This window comes from Anaerostipes faecis, from assembly GCF_910574135.1.
In the GTDB taxonomy this organism is placed as follows: domain Bacteria; phylum Bacillota; class Clostridia; order Lachnospirales; family Lachnospiraceae; genus Anaerostipes; species Anaerostipes hominis.
Genome location: NZ_CAJSYK010000027.1, coordinates 18,643 through 37,469, shown reverse-complemented (window position 1 = coordinate 37,469; position 18,827 = coordinate 18,643). Strand labels below are relative to the sequence as shown.

The 18,827-nt window shown below is 42.6% G+C and carries 25 protein-coding genes and 3 pseudogenes; 10 read left to right on the top strand and 18 right to left on the bottom strand.

What is annotated here, in order from left to right:
- Window positions 1-140: 140 nt before the first annotated feature.
- Window positions 141-1,355 (top strand): tryptophan synthase subunit beta, encoded by a 1,215-nt coding sequence (trpB, locus tag QGT46_RS14465; RefSeq protein ID WP_024727694.1) that lies wholly within the window; start codon window positions 141-143, stop codon window positions 1,353-1,355.
- A 487-nt stretch (window positions 1,356-1,842) separates the two neighbouring features.
- Here the strand turns inward: trpB and QGT46_RS14460 are convergent, their stop codons facing one another.
- Window positions 1,843-2,583, bottom strand: a complete 741-nt coding sequence (locus QGT46_RS14460) for a DUF6198 family protein (protein WP_148459155.1) — start codon at window positions 2,581-2,583, stop codon at window positions 1,843-1,845.
- A gap of 5 nt (window positions 2,584-2,588) precedes the next feature.
- Window positions 2,589-3,386, bottom strand: coding sequence for a Cof-type HAD-IIB family hydrolase (locus QGT46_RS14455; protein WP_024727696.1), 798 nt, complete (start codon window positions 3,384-3,386; stop codon window positions 2,589-2,591).
- 230 nt (window positions 3,387-3,616) lie between these two features.
- Between QGT46_RS14455 and QGT46_RS14450 the strand changes: the two genes are divergently transcribed.
- The 4 genes from QGT46_RS14450 to QGT46_RS14435 all read left to right on the top strand — a co-directional run bounded on the left by QGT46_RS14450 (window position 3,617) and on the right by QGT46_RS14435 (window position 5,349).
- Window positions 3,617-4,066, top strand: coding sequence for a hypothetical protein (locus QGT46_RS14450; RefSeq protein WP_301591370.1), 450 nt, complete (start codon window positions 3,617-3,619; stop codon window positions 4,064-4,066).
- A gap of 241 nt (window positions 4,067-4,307) precedes the next feature.
- On the top strand, window positions 4,308-4,667 hold the full coding sequence (locus tag QGT46_RS14445; protein ID WP_148459156.1) for a DUF2089 domain-containing protein: 360 nt from the start codon (window positions 4,308-4,310) through the stop codon (window positions 4,665-4,667).
- 20 nt (window positions 4,668-4,687) lie between these two features.
- Window positions 4,688-5,074, top strand: a complete 387-nt coding sequence (locus tag QGT46_RS14440) for an SHOCT-like domain-containing protein (RefSeq protein ID WP_148459157.1) — start codon at window positions 4,688-4,690, stop codon at window positions 5,072-5,074.
- A gap of 11 nt (window positions 5,075-5,085) precedes the next feature.
- Window positions 5,086-5,349 (top strand): hypothetical protein, encoded by a 264-nt coding sequence (locus QGT46_RS14435; RefSeq protein ID WP_148459158.1) that lies wholly within the window; start codon window positions 5,086-5,088, stop codon window positions 5,347-5,349.
- A gap of 380 nt (window positions 5,350-5,729) precedes the next feature.
- Here the strand turns inward: QGT46_RS14435 and QGT46_RS17090 are convergent, their stop codons facing one another.
- The gene (locus QGT46_RS17090) at window positions 5,730-6,326 is read right to left on the bottom strand and encodes a DUF6262 family protein (RefSeq protein WP_330655901.1); all 597 of its coding nucleotides are present in this window, start codon (window positions 6,324-6,326) and stop codon (window positions 5,730-5,732) included.
- A 76-nt stretch (window positions 6,327-6,402) separates the two neighbouring features.
- Entirely contained in the window at window positions 6,403-6,618 is a 216-nt protein-coding gene (locus tag QGT46_RS17395; protein ID WP_334300626.1) for a hypothetical protein, read from the bottom strand.
- 164 nt (window positions 6,619-6,782) lie between these two features.
- Between QGT46_RS17395 and QGT46_RS14425 the strand changes: the two are divergent.
- The 3 genes and pseudogenes from QGT46_RS14425 to QGT46_RS14415 form a co-directional block, all read left to right on the top strand.
- Window positions 6,783-7,127: pseudogene (locus tag QGT46_RS14425) on the top strand (PLP-dependent transferase); the annotation flags it as partial.
- Window positions 7,128-7,151: 24 nt separating this feature from the next.
- A pseudogene (gene serC / locus QGT46_RS14420) lies at window positions 7,152-7,919 on the top strand (3-phosphoserine/phosphohydroxythreonine transaminase); the annotation flags it as partial.
- A 177-nt stretch (window positions 7,920-8,096) separates the two neighbouring features.
- Window positions 8,097-8,594 (top strand): pyridoxamine 5'-phosphate oxidase family protein, encoded by a 498-nt coding sequence (locus QGT46_RS14415; RefSeq protein ID WP_148459159.1) that lies wholly within the window; start codon window positions 8,097-8,099, stop codon window positions 8,592-8,594.
- Between the two features lie 137 nt (window positions 8,595-8,731).
- On the opposite strand, the gene QGT46_RS14410 is transcribed toward QGT46_RS14415, so the two are convergent.
- The 7 genes from QGT46_RS14410 to QGT46_RS14380 form a co-directional block, all read right to left on the bottom strand.
- Window positions 8,732-9,661: a HipA domain-containing protein gene (locus QGT46_RS14410; RefSeq protein WP_148459160.1), complete on the bottom strand. Its 930-nt coding sequence runs from the start codon at window positions 9,659-9,661 to the stop codon at window positions 8,732-8,734.
- Between the two features lie 14 nt (window positions 9,662-9,675).
- Window positions 9,676-10,080, bottom strand: a complete 405-nt coding sequence (locus QGT46_RS14405) for a helix-turn-helix transcriptional regulator (RefSeq protein WP_148459161.1) — start codon at window positions 10,078-10,080, stop codon at window positions 9,676-9,678.
- Window positions 10,081-10,366: 286 nt separating this feature from the next.
- The gene (locus tag QGT46_RS14400) at window positions 10,367-10,702 is read right to left on the bottom strand and encodes a M15 family metallopeptidase (protein WP_301591366.1); all 336 of its coding nucleotides are present in this window, start codon (window positions 10,700-10,702) and stop codon (window positions 10,367-10,369) included.
- Window positions 10,703-10,998: 296 nt separating this feature from the next.
- A complete protein-coding gene (locus QGT46_RS14395; protein ID WP_148459162.1) occupies window positions 10,999-11,481 on the bottom strand; it encodes a GNAT family N-acetyltransferase in 483 nt (160 codons plus the stop codon).
- A 38-nt stretch (window positions 11,482-11,519) separates the two neighbouring features.
- A complete protein-coding gene (locus QGT46_RS14390; protein WP_051405216.1) occupies window positions 11,520-11,705 on the bottom strand; it encodes a hypothetical protein in 186 nt (61 codons plus the stop codon).
- Window positions 11,699-12,172: a hypothetical protein gene (locus QGT46_RS14385; RefSeq protein ID WP_301591363.1), complete on the bottom strand. Its 474-nt coding sequence runs from the start codon at window positions 12,170-12,172 to the stop codon at window positions 11,699-11,701. The genes QGT46_RS14390 and QGT46_RS14385 overlap by 7 nt, the downstream gene beginning before the upstream one ends.
- A 44-nt stretch (window positions 12,173-12,216) precedes the next feature.
- On the bottom strand, window positions 12,217-13,089 hold the full coding sequence (locus tag QGT46_RS14380; protein WP_148459277.1) for a LysR family transcriptional regulator: 873 nt from the start codon (window positions 13,087-13,089) through the stop codon (window positions 12,217-12,219).
- A 119-nt stretch (window positions 13,090-13,208) separates the two neighbouring features.
- On the opposite strand from QGT46_RS14380, the gene QGT46_RS14375 reads away from it, so the two are divergent.
- Both QGT46_RS14375 and QGT46_RS14370 read left to right on the top strand, forming a co-directional pair.
- Entirely contained in the window at window positions 13,209-13,376 is a 168-nt protein-coding gene (locus QGT46_RS14375; protein ID WP_148459163.1) for a proline--tRNA ligase, read from the top strand.
- Window positions 13,349-13,909 (top strand): hypothetical protein, encoded by a 561-nt coding sequence (locus QGT46_RS14370; RefSeq protein ID WP_301591360.1) that lies wholly within the window; start codon window positions 13,349-13,351, stop codon window positions 13,907-13,909. The genes QGT46_RS14375 and QGT46_RS14370 overlap by 28 nt, the downstream gene beginning before the upstream one ends.
- A gap of 100 nt (window positions 13,910-14,009) precedes the next feature.
- On the opposite strand, the gene QGT46_RS14365 is transcribed toward QGT46_RS14370, so the two are convergent.
- The 7 genes and pseudogenes from QGT46_RS14365 to QGT46_RS14335 form a co-directional block, all read right to left on the bottom strand.
- Window positions 14,010-15,200 (bottom strand): M20 metallopeptidase family protein, encoded by a 1,191-nt coding sequence (locus tag QGT46_RS14365; RefSeq protein WP_148459164.1) that lies wholly within the window; start codon window positions 15,198-15,200, stop codon window positions 14,010-14,012.
- A 55-nt stretch (window positions 15,201-15,255) separates the two neighbouring features.
- Window positions 15,256-15,735, bottom strand: a complete 480-nt coding sequence (locus QGT46_RS14360) for a DUF1697 domain-containing protein (protein WP_301591358.1) — start codon at window positions 15,733-15,735, stop codon at window positions 15,256-15,258.
- 7 nt (window positions 15,736-15,742) lie between these two features.
- On the bottom strand, window positions 15,743-16,330 hold the full coding sequence (locus QGT46_RS14355; RefSeq protein WP_148459278.1) for a CD3072 family TudS-related putative desulfidase: 588 nt from the start codon (window positions 16,328-16,330) through the stop codon (window positions 15,743-15,745).
- 145 nt (window positions 16,331-16,475) lie between these two features.
- Window positions 16,476-16,826, bottom strand: coding sequence for a DUF3795 domain-containing protein (locus QGT46_RS14350; RefSeq protein ID WP_024727706.1), 351 nt, complete (start codon window positions 16,824-16,826; stop codon window positions 16,476-16,478).
- Window positions 16,827-16,966: 140 nt separating this feature from the next.
- Window positions 16,967-17,572, bottom strand: coding sequence for a hypothetical protein (locus tag QGT46_RS14345; protein WP_148459166.1), 606 nt, complete (start codon window positions 17,570-17,572; stop codon window positions 16,967-16,969).
- Window positions 17,573-17,677: 105 nt separating this feature from the next.
- Window positions 17,678-17,782, bottom strand: a pseudogene (locus tag QGT46_RS17390) (glyoxalase); the annotation flags it as partial.
- An 11-nt stretch (window positions 17,783-17,793) separates the two neighbouring features.
- Window positions 17,794-18,546: an inositol monophosphatase family protein gene (locus tag QGT46_RS14335; protein WP_148459167.1), complete on the bottom strand. Its 753-nt coding sequence runs from the start codon at window positions 18,544-18,546 to the stop codon at window positions 17,794-17,796.
- Window positions 18,547-18,827 lie beyond the last annotated feature (281 nt).

The following is an 18,827-nucleotide window of genomic DNA, read 5'->3' as shown; positions in this document are numbered from 1 at the left end:
ATCGGCTTCGCCGCAAATTTTGAGCGATTTGTCAAGTGTTTTTAAAAAAAGTGGGTGATTTTTTTGAGATAGGGTCTGAAAGCCTTATAAAATCAGGGCTGAAGATTCCGAGAAGTTATCTGATATAACAGGAGGAATTTATGGATTACAAGACATATTTACGAAATTATCCGGATGACGAAGGACGCTTCGGCCCTTACGGCGGCGCCTATCTTTCGGATGAGTTAAAACCCGCCTTTGAAGAAATCTCAGAGGCTTATCAGACAATCTGCCACTCATCCCAGTTTATCAATGAACTCCGGAGAATCCGCAGAGAATTCCAGGGAAGGCCCACACCGGTCTATCACTGTGAACGGCTCTCAAACATGTACGGAAACTGCCAGATCTATCTGAAACGGGAAGATTTAAATCATACCGGCGCCCACAAGCTGAATCACTGCATGGGAGAAGGCCTCCTGGCAAAATTCATGGGAAAGAAACGTCTGATCGCCGAGACCGGAGCCGGGCAGCACGGCGTGGCTCTGGCAACGGCGGCGGCATTTTTCGGACTGGAATGTGAGATACATATGGGAGAAGTGGATATTGCAAAGCAGGCTCCCAATGTGACCCGCATGAAAATCCTCGGTGCAAACGTCGTTCCGGTCACACACGGATTAAAGACCTTAAAAGAAGCTGTTGATTCTGCATTTGACTCTTACGCAAAAAACTATAAAGATTCTATTTACTGTATCGGATCTGCCCTGGGTCCTCACCCATTCCCGCTGATGGTTCGTGACTTTCAGTCTGTTGTGGGATATGAGGCAAAAGAACAGTTCATAGAAATGACAGGACTGCTGCCGGATGTAGTCTGCGCCTGCGTCGGAGGAGGAAGCAACTCCATCGGCATGTTCATTCCCTTTGTCGATGAGCCGGTAGACATCGTGGGCGTGGAACCGCTGGGCCGAGGCTCAAACCCAGGCGATCACGCCGCTTCTATGACTTATGGAGAAAAAGGAGTCATGCACGGATTTGAAAGTATCATGCTGAAAGACGGAGCCGGGGAGCCCGCTCCAGTCTACTCTATCGCCAGCGGACTTGACTATCCCTCTGTCGGACCAGAGCACGCATTCCTGAATGATTTAGGGCGGGTTTCCTATGAGACGGCAGACGATGAAGCTGCCATGAAAGCATTTTTTGAACTGTCCCGCTATGAAGGGATCATCCCGGCCATCGAGAGTTCCCATGCGGTAGCCTATGCTACAAAGAAAGCTCAGGAAATGAAAAAAGGCTCCATTCTCGTTTGTCTGAGCGGCCGGGGAGACAAGGATATCGACTATGTCGTAGAAAACTATGGATATGGAGAAAAGTATTTATAATTTTTCCCGCTCATCCATAATCTATTTACTACAATCATAAACCAGGAAACCGCCCTGTGACCATTTTCGATCACAGGGCGGTTTCCTGGCTCTGTATTCACCAGTTCTTCTGCCCGCATTTCTCAGCGAATACGAACTGTCTTCTGCGGACTGTAACTTCCGTAATATTTTGTTTTCCGAACAATTTTATAAGCGCGCACCTTAACCTGATAAGATTTTGTTCCTTTTTTGCGGTATGCAATCTGGTAACCGCCCGCTCCTGCCGCTTTCTTGTATTATATCGTCAGCTTCCTGGATTTTTTGGACTTAGCATAGGTAATCTTTGTTTTTTGGGAACAACATAAAATGTCTTAGTAACACTTCCGGTATTGGTGTTGTTGCTGTAAGTTATTGTATAATCTTCTTTTTCTTTTGCTTCCGGAAAAGTCAACTGATTCCCCTGCTTTCTAAAGGGACAGAACTCTTAACTTTACCCCTTAAACTTCTATTACTTTGCCTGCATCCCCGCCAGTGTATCCATTTTTTTCCTGACAAAATGATTGAATATTGAAATCGTTCGTCCGACTCCGATCACCGCCGCCACCGTTCCGATGCCAATACCGATGATTTTCCCCCCAAAAACCATGCCTGCCATGGCTGTAATGGAGATGTTTAATATGTCAAAACAGTTCTTCACAAGTCCGGTTTCTTTCCCAACGCAGTCCGCGATTGCCTGTACAATTCCATCTCCAGGATTCGGGATCACCCGCATGTTCAAAGACATGGCCGCTCCGATTCCAGTCAAAATCACCGCAATGACCAGGAACATAAGCCTTCCCAAAAAACTTCCGGCAAAGCTGTCCGGACCAAGCGAGGAAAGATCAGGTATCCACGCTGAAAAAACATTTAAAAATCTTGTAAATATCAGACTCAGCGGAAACTGCAGCAAGTCCATAAGGAGCAGCAGCTTTAAATCGACCTTATTTTCATGGGTAAGAACGGTGCCTTCCCTCTTAATGCTCCGTTTATTTCTGATGGTATGGAGAAGCATTTCAGCAGCCACGAAGATCCCATAGAGAGCCAGTGTCATATTTCCGAAATTGAGATTCCATATAGCTGAAATACTGTATGAAACTGATATGATCGGCGATACTCCCAGGCCTGTTTTCGTATTCAGGGTAATCCCCAGAGCCAGTATAAAAAGTCCTGCCGCATAAAAAATCCCCCTGAACAAATATGATTTCTTCATAGATCTTATATCAGTCCTATTGATTCCAGCGCCGTCGTGATGCCTTCTTCTCTTACGGTACCCGTCAGCATATCAGCCGCTTTTCCTGCTGCCTTGCTGTGCCGTCCCATCACAATACCGGTTCCCACAGCCTCAAGCATCTCTATGTCATTATCGGAATCACCGAAGGCATAACAGTCCTTTTTGCCGATTCCATATCGGTCCATGAGATTTATAATGGCATTTCCCTTGGTGATCCCTCTTGACATAATATCTAAAATATTCATATCTTCAAAAGGCTTCACACACTGCAGCTCCCCTTCGAATTCCGTCTGTATTTCATCCATCAGCTCTTCCCTGTTGTAATTTATCACAATTTTCGTAATATTCTCTCCTTTTCTCGTCTCCCACGGTGCGAACCAGCGTTCCGGAAATCCAAGAAACTCCCGGAAATCATGGTAAAACGGCTGGTTATAGTGCATATAATATGTAACATCCTGTGTCTCCATATGCAGAGCCGTATCTTCTGAAAAATATCCGGAAATGACCTTCTGCATTGCCTCTTCAGAAATGTGAATATCACTGACAACCTGTCCGCCGACTTCCGTATAGGACCCGTTGCAGGTAATGGCTCCCTCAAATTTATCGATATCCGCTTCCAGAAAACGTTTGCTGCGCCCTGAACACAGCATTGTCAGATATCCGTTTTCCTTTAGTCTTCGGAGAGATTCTATTGTCTTTTTGGTTGCTTTTCTAATATTATCTGTATCGTCCACAGTCGTTCCGTCATAATCAAAGAAAACGATCCCTTTGTACTTTTTCATAACTCCTCTTTTCTAAGCCAAATATTATGTATTACTCTTTTATTGTACTTATTTCAAAAATAAATTCAATACAAACCTGGCTCTCCCACAGTACTGCACTGTGATATTATGAGAGAGGAGAACTCATCCATTTTTGCAGTACACTTAATAGTCGATCGATTTCCACAGACTTTGCCAGATAGTCATTCATGCCCACACTATATCCTTTCGCCGCGTCTGCCGCAAACAATATGAGAGATTTTTTGGAGGCTCTGCAGATCCTTGCGATCACAAGCAGTCCGGTTATGCTTGCATCCCTCCCTCATGTTCCGCATGAAATGCTGAAAGAACTTTCCGAGGCTGCATCCATACCCGATGAGAAAAAATCCCTGGTGCATACGGTCAGCATTGGACTGCAGTCTGTGATCAGACACTGTCCCCTTGCAGCTTTCCGGGAGATTTACAGGAAAATCACCCTCCTGTTATTGAAAGGCAGCATCCTCCGCCTGGAAGAGACAGGTGCCGAACCGGTTCCCGGATGGACCGGAATTTCTGCTTCTATTCGAGAAAGCTGTTCCTGTGCAGACTATGCACAGCTGGCCCACACATTTCAGATTCTGTTTCAGGATAATTTTGCTTCCTCAAAACAGACTCTTTTGGAAATCGGCGTTGAAGGCGCCGAAAAAATCACCGGTTTTTGACTATCAAGCGGACAAGTCCTCTGCTGTTCTCTCTGTCTCCAGAGGCTTGTTCCTGCTTTATATGCACTTCCCGAAATGTACCATAGTTCTCTTTTTTAATAAAAATTATTTCTATGCTATTCTACAATTATTCAATTTTTATATTAATATATTTAATTATTATATTAATATTATTAATTTTAATATTGACATTTATAAGTTATAATATTATATTAATAGAAAACAGAAAGGAAATGAATGCATGAAAAAGATTATCAGCCGCTGTCCCGTGTGCAGGAATGACCTGGCCGTCACAAGGCTCAAATGTAACTCCTGCAATACCATCATTGAAAATAATTTCAGACTCAGCAAATTTGATTATCTTTCAGACGAAGATCTGTACTTTACAGAGACCTTTATCCGCTGCAGGGGAAATATCAAAGAGGTTGAGAAGGCGCTCGGCATATCCTATCCCACGGTCCGGTCCAAACTGGACACAGTGATCAAAGAACTCGGTTATGAATCAGCTCCCGATGAACAGTCGGTTCAAAAAGAAGAAATTCTGAAAGCGCTGGAAAACGGAGAAATAACAGTGGAACAGGCAATCGCACAGTTAAAATAGCATATAAAAAGGAGTTTATCATGGATGAAAAATTAAGAATTTTAAAAATGGTTGAGGATGGAACGATCACGGCAGAACAGGGAGCCGAACTGATGGCGGCTATGAATACGGAGACTCCTGCCCGGGAGCCGGTATTGAAGAGAAACAGCTACGACAAGAAAATGTTTCGCATTATTGTGGACAGTGTTTCAGGTGACAAAGTAAACGTACAGTTCCCGGTGGGAGCCATCAAGAAGATACTAAAAGTGACCGGGAAACTTCCGATTCCGGAAAAAGACCTGGAAGGGGTTGATCTTTCCAGCATGATGGACGCTGTTTCCGAATGTCTGGACGATGAAATCGAAGGAGATTTTGTCAGCGTAGCCGCAGCGGACGGAACGACTGTAAGAGTCTTTGTAGACAGATAGGGTATACTCATATGAAAGTAAAAATCAGAGCAAAAGGGGTGCACCTGTCTATGCCGATCCCGGTCTCTATGGTCGGTTTTGTCATAAGATTCATTCCAGACAGAATATTTGAAGATATGAGGAGCCATACGTCGAATCCTTACTGTAGCCTGATTTCAAAAGATATCATCTCTATAGTATTGAGAGAATCCCTGGATCTTTTCAAGGAAAATAAAGGGCTGGAAATTATTCATGTGGAAGCATCGGATGGTACATTTGTATCCATAAAACTGTAAAAACGTCTCTTGGTCAGATATTTGAATTGACCAGGAGACGTTTCTTTTTTAAAATGTAGCCCATTCCTCTTATGCCTTGAATTTACTGGCTTTAACGTCATACAAAACTGTGTATTGTGTTCCCTTTTCCAGCGTTTCTGCGGTACTACAGCATTAATCCTCAACCACTTCCATTTTACTGTCACTCCTGTTTTCCTGCAAATACCTATATCGTATTGTAAACTATGCCTAAAACGTATTATTCCTGTCCAGGCTTAAGTATACTTTTTAGATCTTGTTCCAAGTCAAAACTTTTTTATAATTTTTTTAGGCCAAGAATTACAACAGACAAGAGCCAGCAGAATATTCCTTCCTATCCGCTGACTCTATATAGATTTTGATTATAAATTTTTAAGTATATTAAGCGCTTTCTTGTTCAATGCCTTCCGCAGTTTCTCATTCTCTTTTTTCAAGCCGATAATCTGCTGCTGGAGCATTGCTATCTGCCTCTCCATCGCCATATTTAAGATTTCACGCCTGGGATCTATTATCCCAGCCTGCTGTTCCACCGCCTTATCCATCTCCTGCCGGATAACCTCGTTTTTGTAAAAGAACCCTCTGGACAGTCCGGTGATGCGCATCAGTTTCGGAACTGTTATCCTCTCTTTCTCTTCCAGCAGCTCATATATCGCCCTCTTCGCAAGCCCAATCTTTTCTTTGCTTTTTTTCTTATTCTCTTCAATCGTTCGGTCGTATTTGCTCATACTCTTCTCCCCTGATTTCTGTAGCAGACGTGCTAATTCCCTGCTGATAGGCTTTTGGAATACTCTGGTTTTTACCTGATGGATTCGTATCATATCCTGATCATTTTCCTGATACAAGCAGTCGCACCGGAGTGTCGAGGTATCCGATACCCGCGTTCCCAGCATCTGATGAATAATCAGCCATCTTGCGATCTGCTCATTCAGTTTTGCAATGTGTGCGTTTAGCTGCCGCATTTCCTTATCGGAGTATACTTTGAATTGATGTGCAAAGACTGATAGGATGTGACTTTTATGGTTTAGCCATAGCCTATCAGTCTTTTTTTGTTAATGCTCTGTTGACTGCTCTCATTCTAGATACAAACCAATATCCTCTGCGACTATTTGCCGCCTGACGTGCGAAATATTCTGGTATCCCAAGCTTTATAAGATTTCTTCTCTTAGTCTTTGGTTTCTTCCACTGTTTCCAAATACACATACATATTCTGTGATATAGCCGTTGGTTCAGTTCCTCTATCCGTTTCTTCATATCCGCAATACCAAACATAAAGGGAATCCATTATAAAGTCCAAGACGAATCTAACTCAAATATTCCTCCAGGCAGGACCCTTTCTCATTCAAAACATACAAAACAGAGCATACATAAAGCGAAAACGAACTATATCTGTGCAAACGCTGTTTATTCATGTGCATATTAGGCAATTGATTTATCCGGGGCTTGAAAGCGATGAAAGCTATCCGCTTGCGCAAAAATACTTAAAAGGCTGCAGCGGCGTTATCTCCTTTGTCATTAAGGGCGGTAAGGAAACTGCCATGCGGTTTATGAATACGCTGGAGCTTGCTTCTAATGAAGTCCATGTGGCTGATATTCGCACCTGTGTCCTTCACCCTGCGAGCGAGACGCACAGGCAGCTTACAGATGAGCAGTTAGTCGCTGCCGGAATCGAAAGCGGGATGATAAGGCTTTCGGTAGGACTTGAAAATACCGAGGATATTATTTCCGATTTGGATAAGGCTTTTTCTGCAATTGAAAATTGATTATAGTGCTTGGAGGTATGGATCATGAGAAAAACATTTAACTTTTCTGCCGGACCTGCTGTCCTGCCTGAATCGGTATTGCAGGAAGCAGCCGATGAAATGTTAGACTATAAGGGTAGCGGTATGTCTGTTATGGAGATTAGCCACAGGTCTGCGCTGTTTTAGAGTATTCTTGATGAAACGGAAGCGAATTTAAGAAAACTAATGAATATCCCGGACGATTACAAGGTTCTGTTTTTGCAGGGCGGCACTTCGCTGCAATTTGCCATGATACCCATGAACCTGATGCGGAATCGCAAGGCTGATTACATACTAAGCGGATATTGGGCGAAGAAGGCTTATCAGGAGGCAAAGCTATATGGAGAAATCCATGTAGCGGCTTCCTCAGAAGACGATAATTTTTCCTATATTCCCGATTGCAATGATTTGAATATCTCCCCTGACTCGGATTATGTCTATATGTGCGAAAACAGCACGATTTATGGGACAAAATTCCATAGAAAGCCTGAGAGCAAAGGGAAGATTTTAGTCAATGACATTTCCTCCTGCTTCTTATCCGAGCCTATGAATGTCTCTGATTATGATATGCTGTTCGGCGGTATTCAGAAAAATTTAGGTCCTGCCGGTTTGGTAATTGCCATCATCAGAAAGGATTTGATTTCCGAAACGGTTTTGCCCGGCACACCTACTATGCTGCGATACAAAACGCATGCGGATAAAGGCTCTATGTATAACACACCGCCGACCTATAACATTTACATTGTCGGCAAGGTGATTAGATTGGCTGATAAGTCCAGCCGTTCGCTTATGAATGTTACCTTCCGCACCGGCTCGGAAGCATTTGAAAAAAGCAAAGGACAGTATGAATAATAGAGGGCTTTTCGCGTAAATAATATTTCGGTGTTTTACGGAATATTCAAAAACTTTCTGAAATGTATTGTCAAACATTTGTTCTTGAGGAGGTCATTTATGTTCAGAGAAATGCGAAGAAAGAAACAAGCCTTGCCTGCGGAGGAAGTGTCAGCGATCCTTCGTCGGGGAACTTCCGGGGTATTGGCTCTGTCTGGGGACGACGATTACCCCTATGCTGTACCCATCAGTTATGTGTTCGATGGCGCAAAACTATACTTCCACTGTGCCAAAGGCGGCCACAAACTGGACGCTATACAGCGCAGTTCTAAGGCATCCTTCTGCATCATCGACCAAGACCAGATCGTACCGGAAAAATACACTACCTATTTCAGAAGCGTCATTGCCTTTGGAGAGATCCGCATCATTGAGGATGAGAAGGAGAAGCGGGCGGCAATTGAGAAACTGACGAAAAAATATTCGCCGGATGGAGATGCCGCCGGCCGCCGGAAGGAAATCGACCGGGAGTGGAAAACGCTGTGTATGCTTGAAATGTGCATCGACCACATGACAGGAAAAGAAGCTATTGAGCTGGTGAAAAACCGGCAGGAAAAATAACTGAATCAAACAAAGATAAAATCAACCCGCCGGGGTTCCTTTTATTGTGTAGTAGGCCAGCGTTACACAAAACGCTGGCCTAATTTTTAAAGTAAGTACGCCGATTTTTCAGCGTCCTTTGATAAAGTATTCTGTTGTTACATTCCCATTATCGGCTTGTTCGGCTCCTGTTCGAGACTGTCTGCCAAATCAAAAGCCGGAACAAGGATCAGATTGTATCTCGCCTTTATATAGTGCTTGTAAAAGGCTCTTTGCAGATCCGACAGATATGGTGTGGAATCTATGAATTCACTAATTACTTCCATATCAATCCGGTGAACAATCCGTTTGACTGCCTCACTGCAGCTTTCATATTCCGCACTCATTAGGAAGTCACGGTAGTTAATTTTTCTGTCGTTCTGCTTTATGGCAGAGGTCGGATACAGATAAATTCTCGGATGCAGCGCGTCCTCGTTTGACAGCACTTCATTCATGATCTTCTCATCCGCCTGCGGCAAAAGACAGCTTCCACAATCGTAAATGGGTGCTATGCTTGATTCTCCCGTTTTTTCATCAAACAGGAATCCCCAATTTCCGTTATGACGGTCGAAGTTTCCAAGTAAGGCATCTACAACAAATACATCCCAAAAGTGCCGTTCCAACACCTCCGGCGAAATGTACTGCTGCTTTCCAATCGTATCAAGTATATCTTCAAGCTCTGTTCCCGTACCATTTGAATCTGATTCCAGAATCGTATTCTTAATGGAACAGAAATCAAAAAATCTATTTCCGTCTGCTGTAAAGTCCTTACAGGCGCAGACAATCTTCTCCCTGCCGCCAACCTTAAATGTGCCAAGCATGGTTTCGTGTGCTCTTACACCGATCAGATTGAAGATACTGCTTGCGATATGCTCGCTGAAACAGCTATTGGTATAGGAAAGCCCGGTGGGCTTATTCTTGCCGGAGGGTGGGAATTTCAGCATATACAGTATGCCGTCATATTCTACGGCAATCTTCTTGCCGTTTGCTCCGTTGTATGCTCTGCCGGGTACCACCCGACAGTTTGTAAAATCAATTTTTTCAGCCATCCGTCATCATTTCCTTAAAGATATTTTGCTCTCAGATAATCGGCATGCTCCTTTGTAATCACGCCGTCGTTAATCTCAGCAATATTGATACTGCCATAGAGTTCTCCCCACAGGCAGTCGAGCAGCGGAGATTTGTTTTTCAACCCCTCCTTGTATGCGTCCAGATCATGTTGCAGATATCCGGGCAGCCCGTATTCATAAGAGCGTTCCTTTTCCGCCTGATGGATTCCTTCGGAAGTCAGAAGCTCCATTGTCACGCCAAGCGCCTTTGCCAGCTTATACACCGTTTCTGCGGAGCATTTTTCAAGCTTTGTCTTACCGCTGCATATATCGTTGAGCGTAGCGTGAGGGATTCCCGCGTCTACGGCTAATCGGTATTTTGTCATGTTTCGCTTTTTCAGCAAACTCTCGATCATCATCCCTGTCACATCCTCTCTGCTATTATTATATCGGTATGCCGAAATAATGTCAAGATGACTACATGTAACTTAACCAAAAACCCGTATTTACCTCGCTCCCCTTGCTACGTTGAGGTTAAGGTTCATCAACGATAAACAACAAGAAATCAATAGAAAAGCAACTCAGGTCAGAGCATTCTCGGCCTGGAGAGAACAGGAAAAGTCGAATGCAGCTTTGTAAGTCTGCATCCGACTCCTTCTATCATGGCATACTCAAAGGGAATCTATTATAAAGTCCGTGACGGAATCAGTGCAAATATTCCTCCAGACAGACATCCAAATCATATATTTCTTTCGCCGCTTCTTTCCCTACATAACGATAATGCCACGGCTCATAGACGATTCCGGTAATATCGCTTTTGTCGTTTGGGTAGCGCAGGATGAAGCCATATCTCCAACTATTTTCCATTAACCATTTCTGTACGGCGGTCTTTTCCTGATTTTCAATATCCACAATGTCCACAGCAAGTCGCAGCTGATGTTCGCTGGTACCGGGAACTGCAACAACTTTCCCGACCTCGGTTCTGGCATTCTCTTCAGAATAGCCCTGGGCAATCAATCCGTTGAGTTGGTTGTTAAGCAACCTCTGTGCTCATCCACGGAAAGTCCGTTTTGCAGCTGCGTTAAAGTTATCTCATAGCCTTCTGGCAGGGGATTCCAAGGATTGACTAAAAGCAAGTTCCAATCAGATGGAGCTTCCAGGCTATCACTGATTGATCGATTGAATGTTGCCATAATTATTGCAAGAAGGCTGGCCATAAGAAGGACTGCTATACCAAAAACAGCCCGTGCGTTCCTTCTGTGCCTTCTTCGATGTCTTATACGGGGAACACAACTTGTCCCGACTCGCATAAAAAATCACTTCTTTACTTTTGAAGATCACTTTGCAAGGTTGGTAAGTGTATCACCTGTAATACGATATACTGTCCAATCAGACATGGGTTCTGCTCCTAAAGAAAGGTAAAAATCAATGCTTGATCTATTCCAGTCAAGGCACCACCATTCTAATCGGCCGCAACCCCGTTCAACAGCAATGGCCGCCAGTCTTTTCAGAATTGCTTTTCCATATCCTTTTCCTCTGCATTCTGGCTTTACATACAAATCTTCAAGGTAAATTCCGGCTCTACCCAAGAAAGTAGAGAAATTGTGAAAGAAAAGAGCAAAGCCAACTTCTTTTCCGTTTACTACAGCGAAAATCACTTCTGCCTTTTGTTTGTCAAAAATCCATTCCTCCAATGTTTCTTCATCAGCAACGACTTCGTTAAGCATTTTTTCATAATCAGCAAGTTCTTTGATAAATTGCAAAATCAATGCTGTGTCTTCTCGTTTAGCATATCTAAAATCTAAGTCTTCAGTATACACAGCGAATCACTCCTCTCTGTATTTCCAGTTCAGCATTTTTACCAGATACGAAACGGTATGACAGCTTTCATAATGATGGCAAAAACTGCCCCTGCTCCTATCATACCTGCTGTTTCCTTAGTAGATCTGCGTAAAGCAATCACGCCAATCACCAGCATTAAAAGCTCAAGTCCCGAACTGATATCTACATAAAACATTCCATAGCTGAATGCACAGTTCAGCAATATCCCTGTAACCCCGGAGGACAGGAGTAAAGCAATCCACCCTGTACCTTTTGCATACCAACACAAAATGCGAGAAAAGGGGATAACACTGTAAATGTAATCCAGACAATGGCATAGCTTTTCGGAAAAAATCCTGCTATAAAATTGCTGTACCAATAGTAGCTTGATACCATTCCCGCAAAAAAGGCAAAAACATTGATACCGGCTCTAATAGGCGTTGTGCTAAAAACGGCAATGCACACAGCAATAACAATCCATGGTGCAAATTCCCCAAGAAAATTATGCAGATCCACTGCATGGTCAATCAGGTGCAATAACGCCGGGAGGTTTGCCTGCCGGTAATCTAAATATTTGGAAAATACTCCCATCAAAACTCCAACCAGCAGGATGCCAATGGAAATAAGCACTTGCTTTGGAATGGGATATGTTTTTGGGGGAGTCCGTATTTTATCCAAAAACTCCTTCATTGCTTGCTCCTATGTTTGATGCCTTTAGAAATGCCACTGTTCGTTTATATGTTTCTGTAATCTAAATACTCCAAAAATCTTTTTACTGCAAGAGAAGCGTTTTTTCTATCTCTCATTGTAATCCCCAATTTTCTAAAGGATGGCACATCAAGCTCTTTTGTAATGATACGATACGGCGTTCTTCTCAAAATGAGCTCCGGCAAAATGCTGATACCAAGCCCTTTTTCTACCATCGACATTACGGCGTAATCATCAACCGTTATGAAATGAATGTTGGGGGAAATTCCACAGCGGTCAAAGATTTCCGATATTTCCGCCTTTTCTCCTTTTTCGAGTAACATAAAAGGATATTCCGCCAATGCAGAAACGGGAAATTTATCAAGACTTCCCATCGGATGATTTCCGGGAAGAACTACAAGCAGTTTGTCTTGCTCCAAGAACTCTGTTTCCAAATCGGAGTGTGTTGGAACTCTTGTAAAGCCAATATCCACTCTACCCTCATTAACCCACTCCTCAATATCGGCATAGTGACCGATCAGCAACTCATAGTCGATATTCGGGTACTTCTTTTGAAACTCAGCTATGATATTCGGCAGCCAATGAGTTGCAATGCTCGAAATTGTTCCAATGCGAATAAGACCCGATTGGAGTCCATTTAGGTCATCTACCTCCATTTGCAGCTTCATATATTCCTCGCAAACATTTCTTGCGTATGGGAGCAGTTTTGTTCCATCGGAGGTAAGCTTTACACCGGTTCGGTTACGCTCCAGCAAGGACACCTTCCATTCTTTTTCCAAATCACCAATCATTCGGCTGATACCCGATTGAGAATAGTTCAGTATTTCTGCCGCCCTCGTAAAACTCCCACACTCTACTGTTTTTATAAATGCCATATATTTTAGGATGCTCATATCCATCATGCCATCTCCTGTTATGCATTTTTGTAATTTTAAGCATGAAAAACATTCGTTTTTCAGATATATATTATTATGATATACTCTATAGGTACTAAAATCAAGATAAAGAGGTTCAGCCTATGTTTTATGTTAGCGATATTCAAACAGACAAACCTTCAAAAATGGAAACACCGCTTCAAGAAAAGGTGTATGCTACGCTTTTGGAGTTAAGCATTCCATTTGAGCGAGTAGCTACAGACGAAGCAATTACTATGGAAGATTGCGTTGTGATAGAAGAAAAACCTTAAACGGCAAGGGTACGATGGTTCTGACTCCCGATCAGATCAACACAGAACAGGCCCTGCTTGATTTTACTACGAAACGGGACACCCTTACATATCTTCATTCACTGCAGCTTATGGTGCTGTTGTCCTATCCGGTCGCTGCCTATACAGCGCCGCAATTTAGTGAGGATGATTTAGAGCAACTGGCTGTTCATATCATGAAGCCAGGGATCGCTCTCACGAATTTATTTCAAATGATATTAAAACACCTGTCACTGGAACCATTACACGTTATCTGGCATGAATGCAGCCAAATCACAGAATGGGGGTTTTATTTCGCTTTTTATCCCCAAGGAGGTGATGTAATTGTACAGCTCAATGACATCACAAGGAGGGCATATCATTGTCTGCGTGCAGGGAAAAGCACAGAGTTTGCCGAGAATCTGGCCGACTGTTACCGCCTGATTTTAACTTCAGTTCAGGCGCATATGGTTGAGAAACACCATTTTACCGAGGCTTTATCTGTACAGGTCCCTGACAGAGATTCCTTAAAATAAGATGCAATCAGTTGGAATGTGGAAAATAAATACATTCCAACTATTTTTCTGACGGTGTTTGCCGTTCTGATTGTCAGTTTGCCGCTGAGCGGAATAAGTCTTAATCATTTCGATGTTTGCTCAACCAATTCATAGCACATATCGTGAGTATCGAGCTCCCAAGGGACAATATATCTTCATTAAACACAACGCCTTGATTATGCATGGGTTTACCATACGCTTCATTTTCATGGTTGGTACCGGCGCCTAATAATAAATAGGCAATGGGCACCTGATAACTAAAGGAAGCAAAGTCCTCGCTGCCCATACCGCCCTGAGGCAATATCATGACTTGCTGAGGGGCAATGAATTGCTTAATGTAATCGCAAAACTCATAGATCATCTCATCGTTGTTTATCAGGGGCGGCGCACTGGATAATTCCGTTACAACTGCCCTTCCTCTGAAGGATTGGGCACACAGATTTGAAATTTCTTGAATTCTTTCAAAAATTCTATCCCCTGTTTCTTTATTTTTGTAACGGATTGTTCCCTCTAAAACGACTTTTTCAGGAATAATATTGGGAGTTTGCCCACCGGCAAATTTACCAATCGTTAATACACAAGGGTCTTGCGCCGCCACTTCTCTCGCTGCAATTTCCTGTAACGACAGGTAAATATGTGCCGCAATATTAATTGGATCAACCCCATTTTCAGGCATCGCTCCGTGACAGCCCACGCCGCTTACTTCAATGCGAAACAAAGTGCAGCCAGCCATGAAATGGCCAAGACCACACAGCACCATATTGCTCGGCGTACCAGAGTTTACATGAAGCGCCATGGCTGCATCTACCTTTGGATTTTCCAAAACACCGTCCTGAATCGCAGCCTTCGCCCCGGTAAAACCTTCTTCATCCTCCTGAAATAATAATTTTACTTTTCCCTGAAGCCGGTTTTGATACTTTTTAAGCAATTTTGCAGCACCTAACAGCATGGCGGTATGCATATCATGACCACAGCCATGCATAGCTCCGTTTACACTTTTAAAGTCTAAATCAGTTTCTTCCTTAATGGCTAAGCCGTCCATATCTGCTCTAAGCAGCATAGTTTTACCGGGGAGTTCGCCGCTGATTGTTGCCACAATTGAGCTATTGGCAATGTCCTGAGGTTCATATCCATACGCAATTAGCTTCTCTTTCACAAATGCTTTGGTATATTGCAGCTGTATCCCAACCTCAGCATTTTGATGTATTTCTCTTCTGATTTTTACCAACTCTGACTGTAATAATTTTGCTTGCTGATAGATTTCATTCATAGCAATTCCTTTCCATTATATTATTCTAACCCAGCTCTTCTCCATATTAAAAGCCTTACATGCCATTTATCTTACTGACGGTGTTTGCCGTTTGGATTGTCAGTTTGCCGCTGATATTCGCACTTGCCGTCTCCCTCCACCAGTTTGTCTTTTGATAATCCTTCCGGCTGAAAGACCAGAATACCGCTTCCTTATAATCCTGAATCTTTTCCAAGCCCTCCCTGGGTTCCCCGATCTCGTCCCACACTTCAGCAAATGTAGCCGGAGACATAATAAAAATCAGATTATCATAGATTTCCTTATTTTCATCACCCCACCAGTCAGGCGCGTGTTGCAAAATATCTTCGAGATCCTCTTTTGATATGACGAAAACCGGAATATCCAGACCAAACCACTTTTTTATCGTTGTTTCAATCCGGTTTGTAAGGCTCCCTATATTCTCTTCATCACTTGAAAAAATCACATTTCCACTGTTCAGATAGGTCTTAACCGCTCCGAACCCAAGCTCCTCAAAAGCTTTCTTTAGTTCAGCCATCGGAACTTTATTTTTTCCACTTATATTGACACCGCGCAAAAGCGCAATATATCTCGTTGCTTCCTAACTGCTGAAGTTTTTCTTGTATGTTGTCCGTTCCCTTTATGCCTATCATGGGAATAGATATGTTTTCTCGCAAAAGCTGGCTAAAAATTTTATCTATAAATAATCCCATACCATTGATTTCTGCATCATTGTCCGATGTTGTTTCGACACCACAATTTGGAGAACGATTTGCCCCAATAATACCGATAACTTCAAATCCATATTTTTTATATTCCATGATATGTTGTACTACATAATCAGCTAGTCTTGTTAGTTTCAAATTCGAGTCGTCATTTTGCATTGCTGAACGTATGCGTGTATTCTCTACCACTACCGGGCTATCAGCGCCATGAATATTTCCCCTATCAAGTCCTAAACAGCAAAACTCCGGACAGGGCATTTGGACAATACCAATATCTGCATTTAAGAAAAAATCAACAACATCTTTATTTGCTGCCGGATAAATCGCCGTTCCATCAGAAATAGAATTTTGATTTAAAAAACAATGCGCAACAAAAACAACCTTTTTACTTCTTACATCATTGAACATAGTATATACTCTCACAAATTCACAAATTTTAATTATTAACCCGAAAGTCAGTGTATGATTTGTTCCAATCACCTTTACCAATTTCCATTGTGGAACTGTACCGTCATCGCCCTAATACTCATCCATTGAAATAATCTTATCTTTCCTAGTCATTGGTATTTTCTATTGCTTTCAAATTTTTTGCCTTCTCTTGCGCTGTATTACCTAATTTTTCATAGGCACAGATGCCGTCTTTCCAATTTTTCAGATTGCGAAGTCTTGCTCCGTGATCACCATGCTCTGGATCATCAAACAGGTCTCTGAGCTTTTGGCAGGGCATATCTGAGCATTCCCCACAATGTTCAAGCCCCTTTTCAATACAGCATATCGCTTTATCGCACTTACCCCAAAACATAATTCCTCTATTGGCTTTGCAGCCCTTACACCCGATTTTATCTTTCCATTCACACACGCCGCAATATGTACCACAAAAGGCTATCATTTTTTTATTTATCATCGAGATCTCCCCTTTACTATTTATCTATTAGTATTTCCAAAGCATCTTCTATTGTGACACATTTCGCATATCTTTTAGGACATTTATATACTCATAATAATCAACATCTCTGCACTCCTGTCAAACTGACTCGTCATTTCTTACTTCTCGATTGAAATAAACGGAGGAAAGGTATCAGAGCTATCGTTACGCCGCATAGTTTTTGAGTCCACATCAAAACACTTGCCGTTGTATTCATAGTGTAGCTTATTAGCTTTAACATAAAAACAATGTTCCGATTGAAATGCAACGGGCTTAAAATGCCCTTCTTGTATCGGCTGATCCCGATACAAGACTTGATCTTCCGATAACTTCAGCACATCATTTTCAAGACGCACATCATAAATTCCACTTACGATAGCCTCTGCTGCCACATTTTTCCCTGAAGCTGAAATGAAACGAAAACAGCCAGTCAAACTATTCGTGCTTTTTCGCTCCGCCAGTTCAAATCGGAACAGGGATACACCACTGAAATCTTTTCGCAATTTTTCCCGTTCTCCATCCTTTCCCATGAGCCATATCTTCTCATTAGATACAATAAACATATCCAACTGAAATCCACTCTGAGAATATTTTAGATTAGAGAAAGATATTGAATCAGAGTAAACGCCCTGTAACGCACCATTTTCAAGTTCGTAAACTAATTCCTTTGTAGACAGCGTTTTGCCATCCACATTCGCTTCAATGAAGTTGATGATTTCTTTCATTAGCACCCGACCATCCTTTCAATTTGAAATACACCTTTTCCACCAAGAACGCATAAAAGCAACTTAAAATTTTCAAGCTCCACAACTTCTGATTTTCTTTCCCGCTCAGCTATACAGCAGCTTTACTAAATCTACGCCAACCTCTATGAGATGCCCATCCAGATCGTAGAACCGGATCACACGTTGTCCCCAGCTATGCTCAATGACTTCTTTATTACCCTTTATATCAACTTTAGCAGTTCTGTATGTATATATCCGTTTGTAGCTGCTACGCTGCTGCCCTTTTTCGGGTCAAGCGGTTTCCCCGTAAAATCAGTCATTTGACCGCCAGCCTCCTGAATCAACAGCATACCGGCAGCATAGTCCCAGGGATTCAGGTAAATCTCGAAATATCCCCCTTGTCTGCCACAGGCGGTATATGCCAGTTCCAGAGCGGCAGAACCAATCCTGCGGACATCCTGGCACTGACCGAACACCCTGCGGAACCGGGCAAAGTTTTCATCGGCCAGCTCTCTTTTTGCTGTTCCCAATCCAATCATCGTGTCGGATAGTTTTTCTGCGTTTGATACATGTATGGGCTGTCCATTTAAGAAGCTGCCCTTGCCTTTAACCGCTGAAAACACTTCTTCATGGAAGGGATCATACACGATCCCCATAACAATTTCCCCCTGGCGGCAAAGGGCTAAAGATACAGCACTGTGCTGATAATCGTGCATAAGGTTTGTAGTCCCGTCAACCGGGTCTAAAATCCAAAAGCTATCCGCATCTATCTCCTGCAATCCGGTTTCTTCTCCAAGAAACTGAATATCCGGTGCAAGGGCAAACAGTTCCTTCTTTAAGAAATTTTGCACGGCAATATCTACCTGCGTTACATAGTCTGCAAGACCCTTTTCTTTCACATGAGCAGCCATTTCACGGTTCTTTATGAGCCCCTGCGTCTTTGTTACTAAGTTGATAATTTTCTGAATATCCATATTCGTTTCCTCCATTGGCTACAATCACTGGTTACAAAACACCGATAGATTTTTTTGCGAACCATGCTTCTTATTTTAATGAGTTAAGAAGATAAGGGTTGAAAGAACTCGACAAATGTGAATTACATGGTTCTGCCAATATAAAATACATACCCATAATACTGATTGAACTTTGAGTAAAGCTCTGTTTCATATCGGTTTTGTGCTGCATACTCAATCATAGTCTCATTCTGTATGATCCCCGCTCAGAAAACCGATAACTCCAATTTCCCATTCAAATT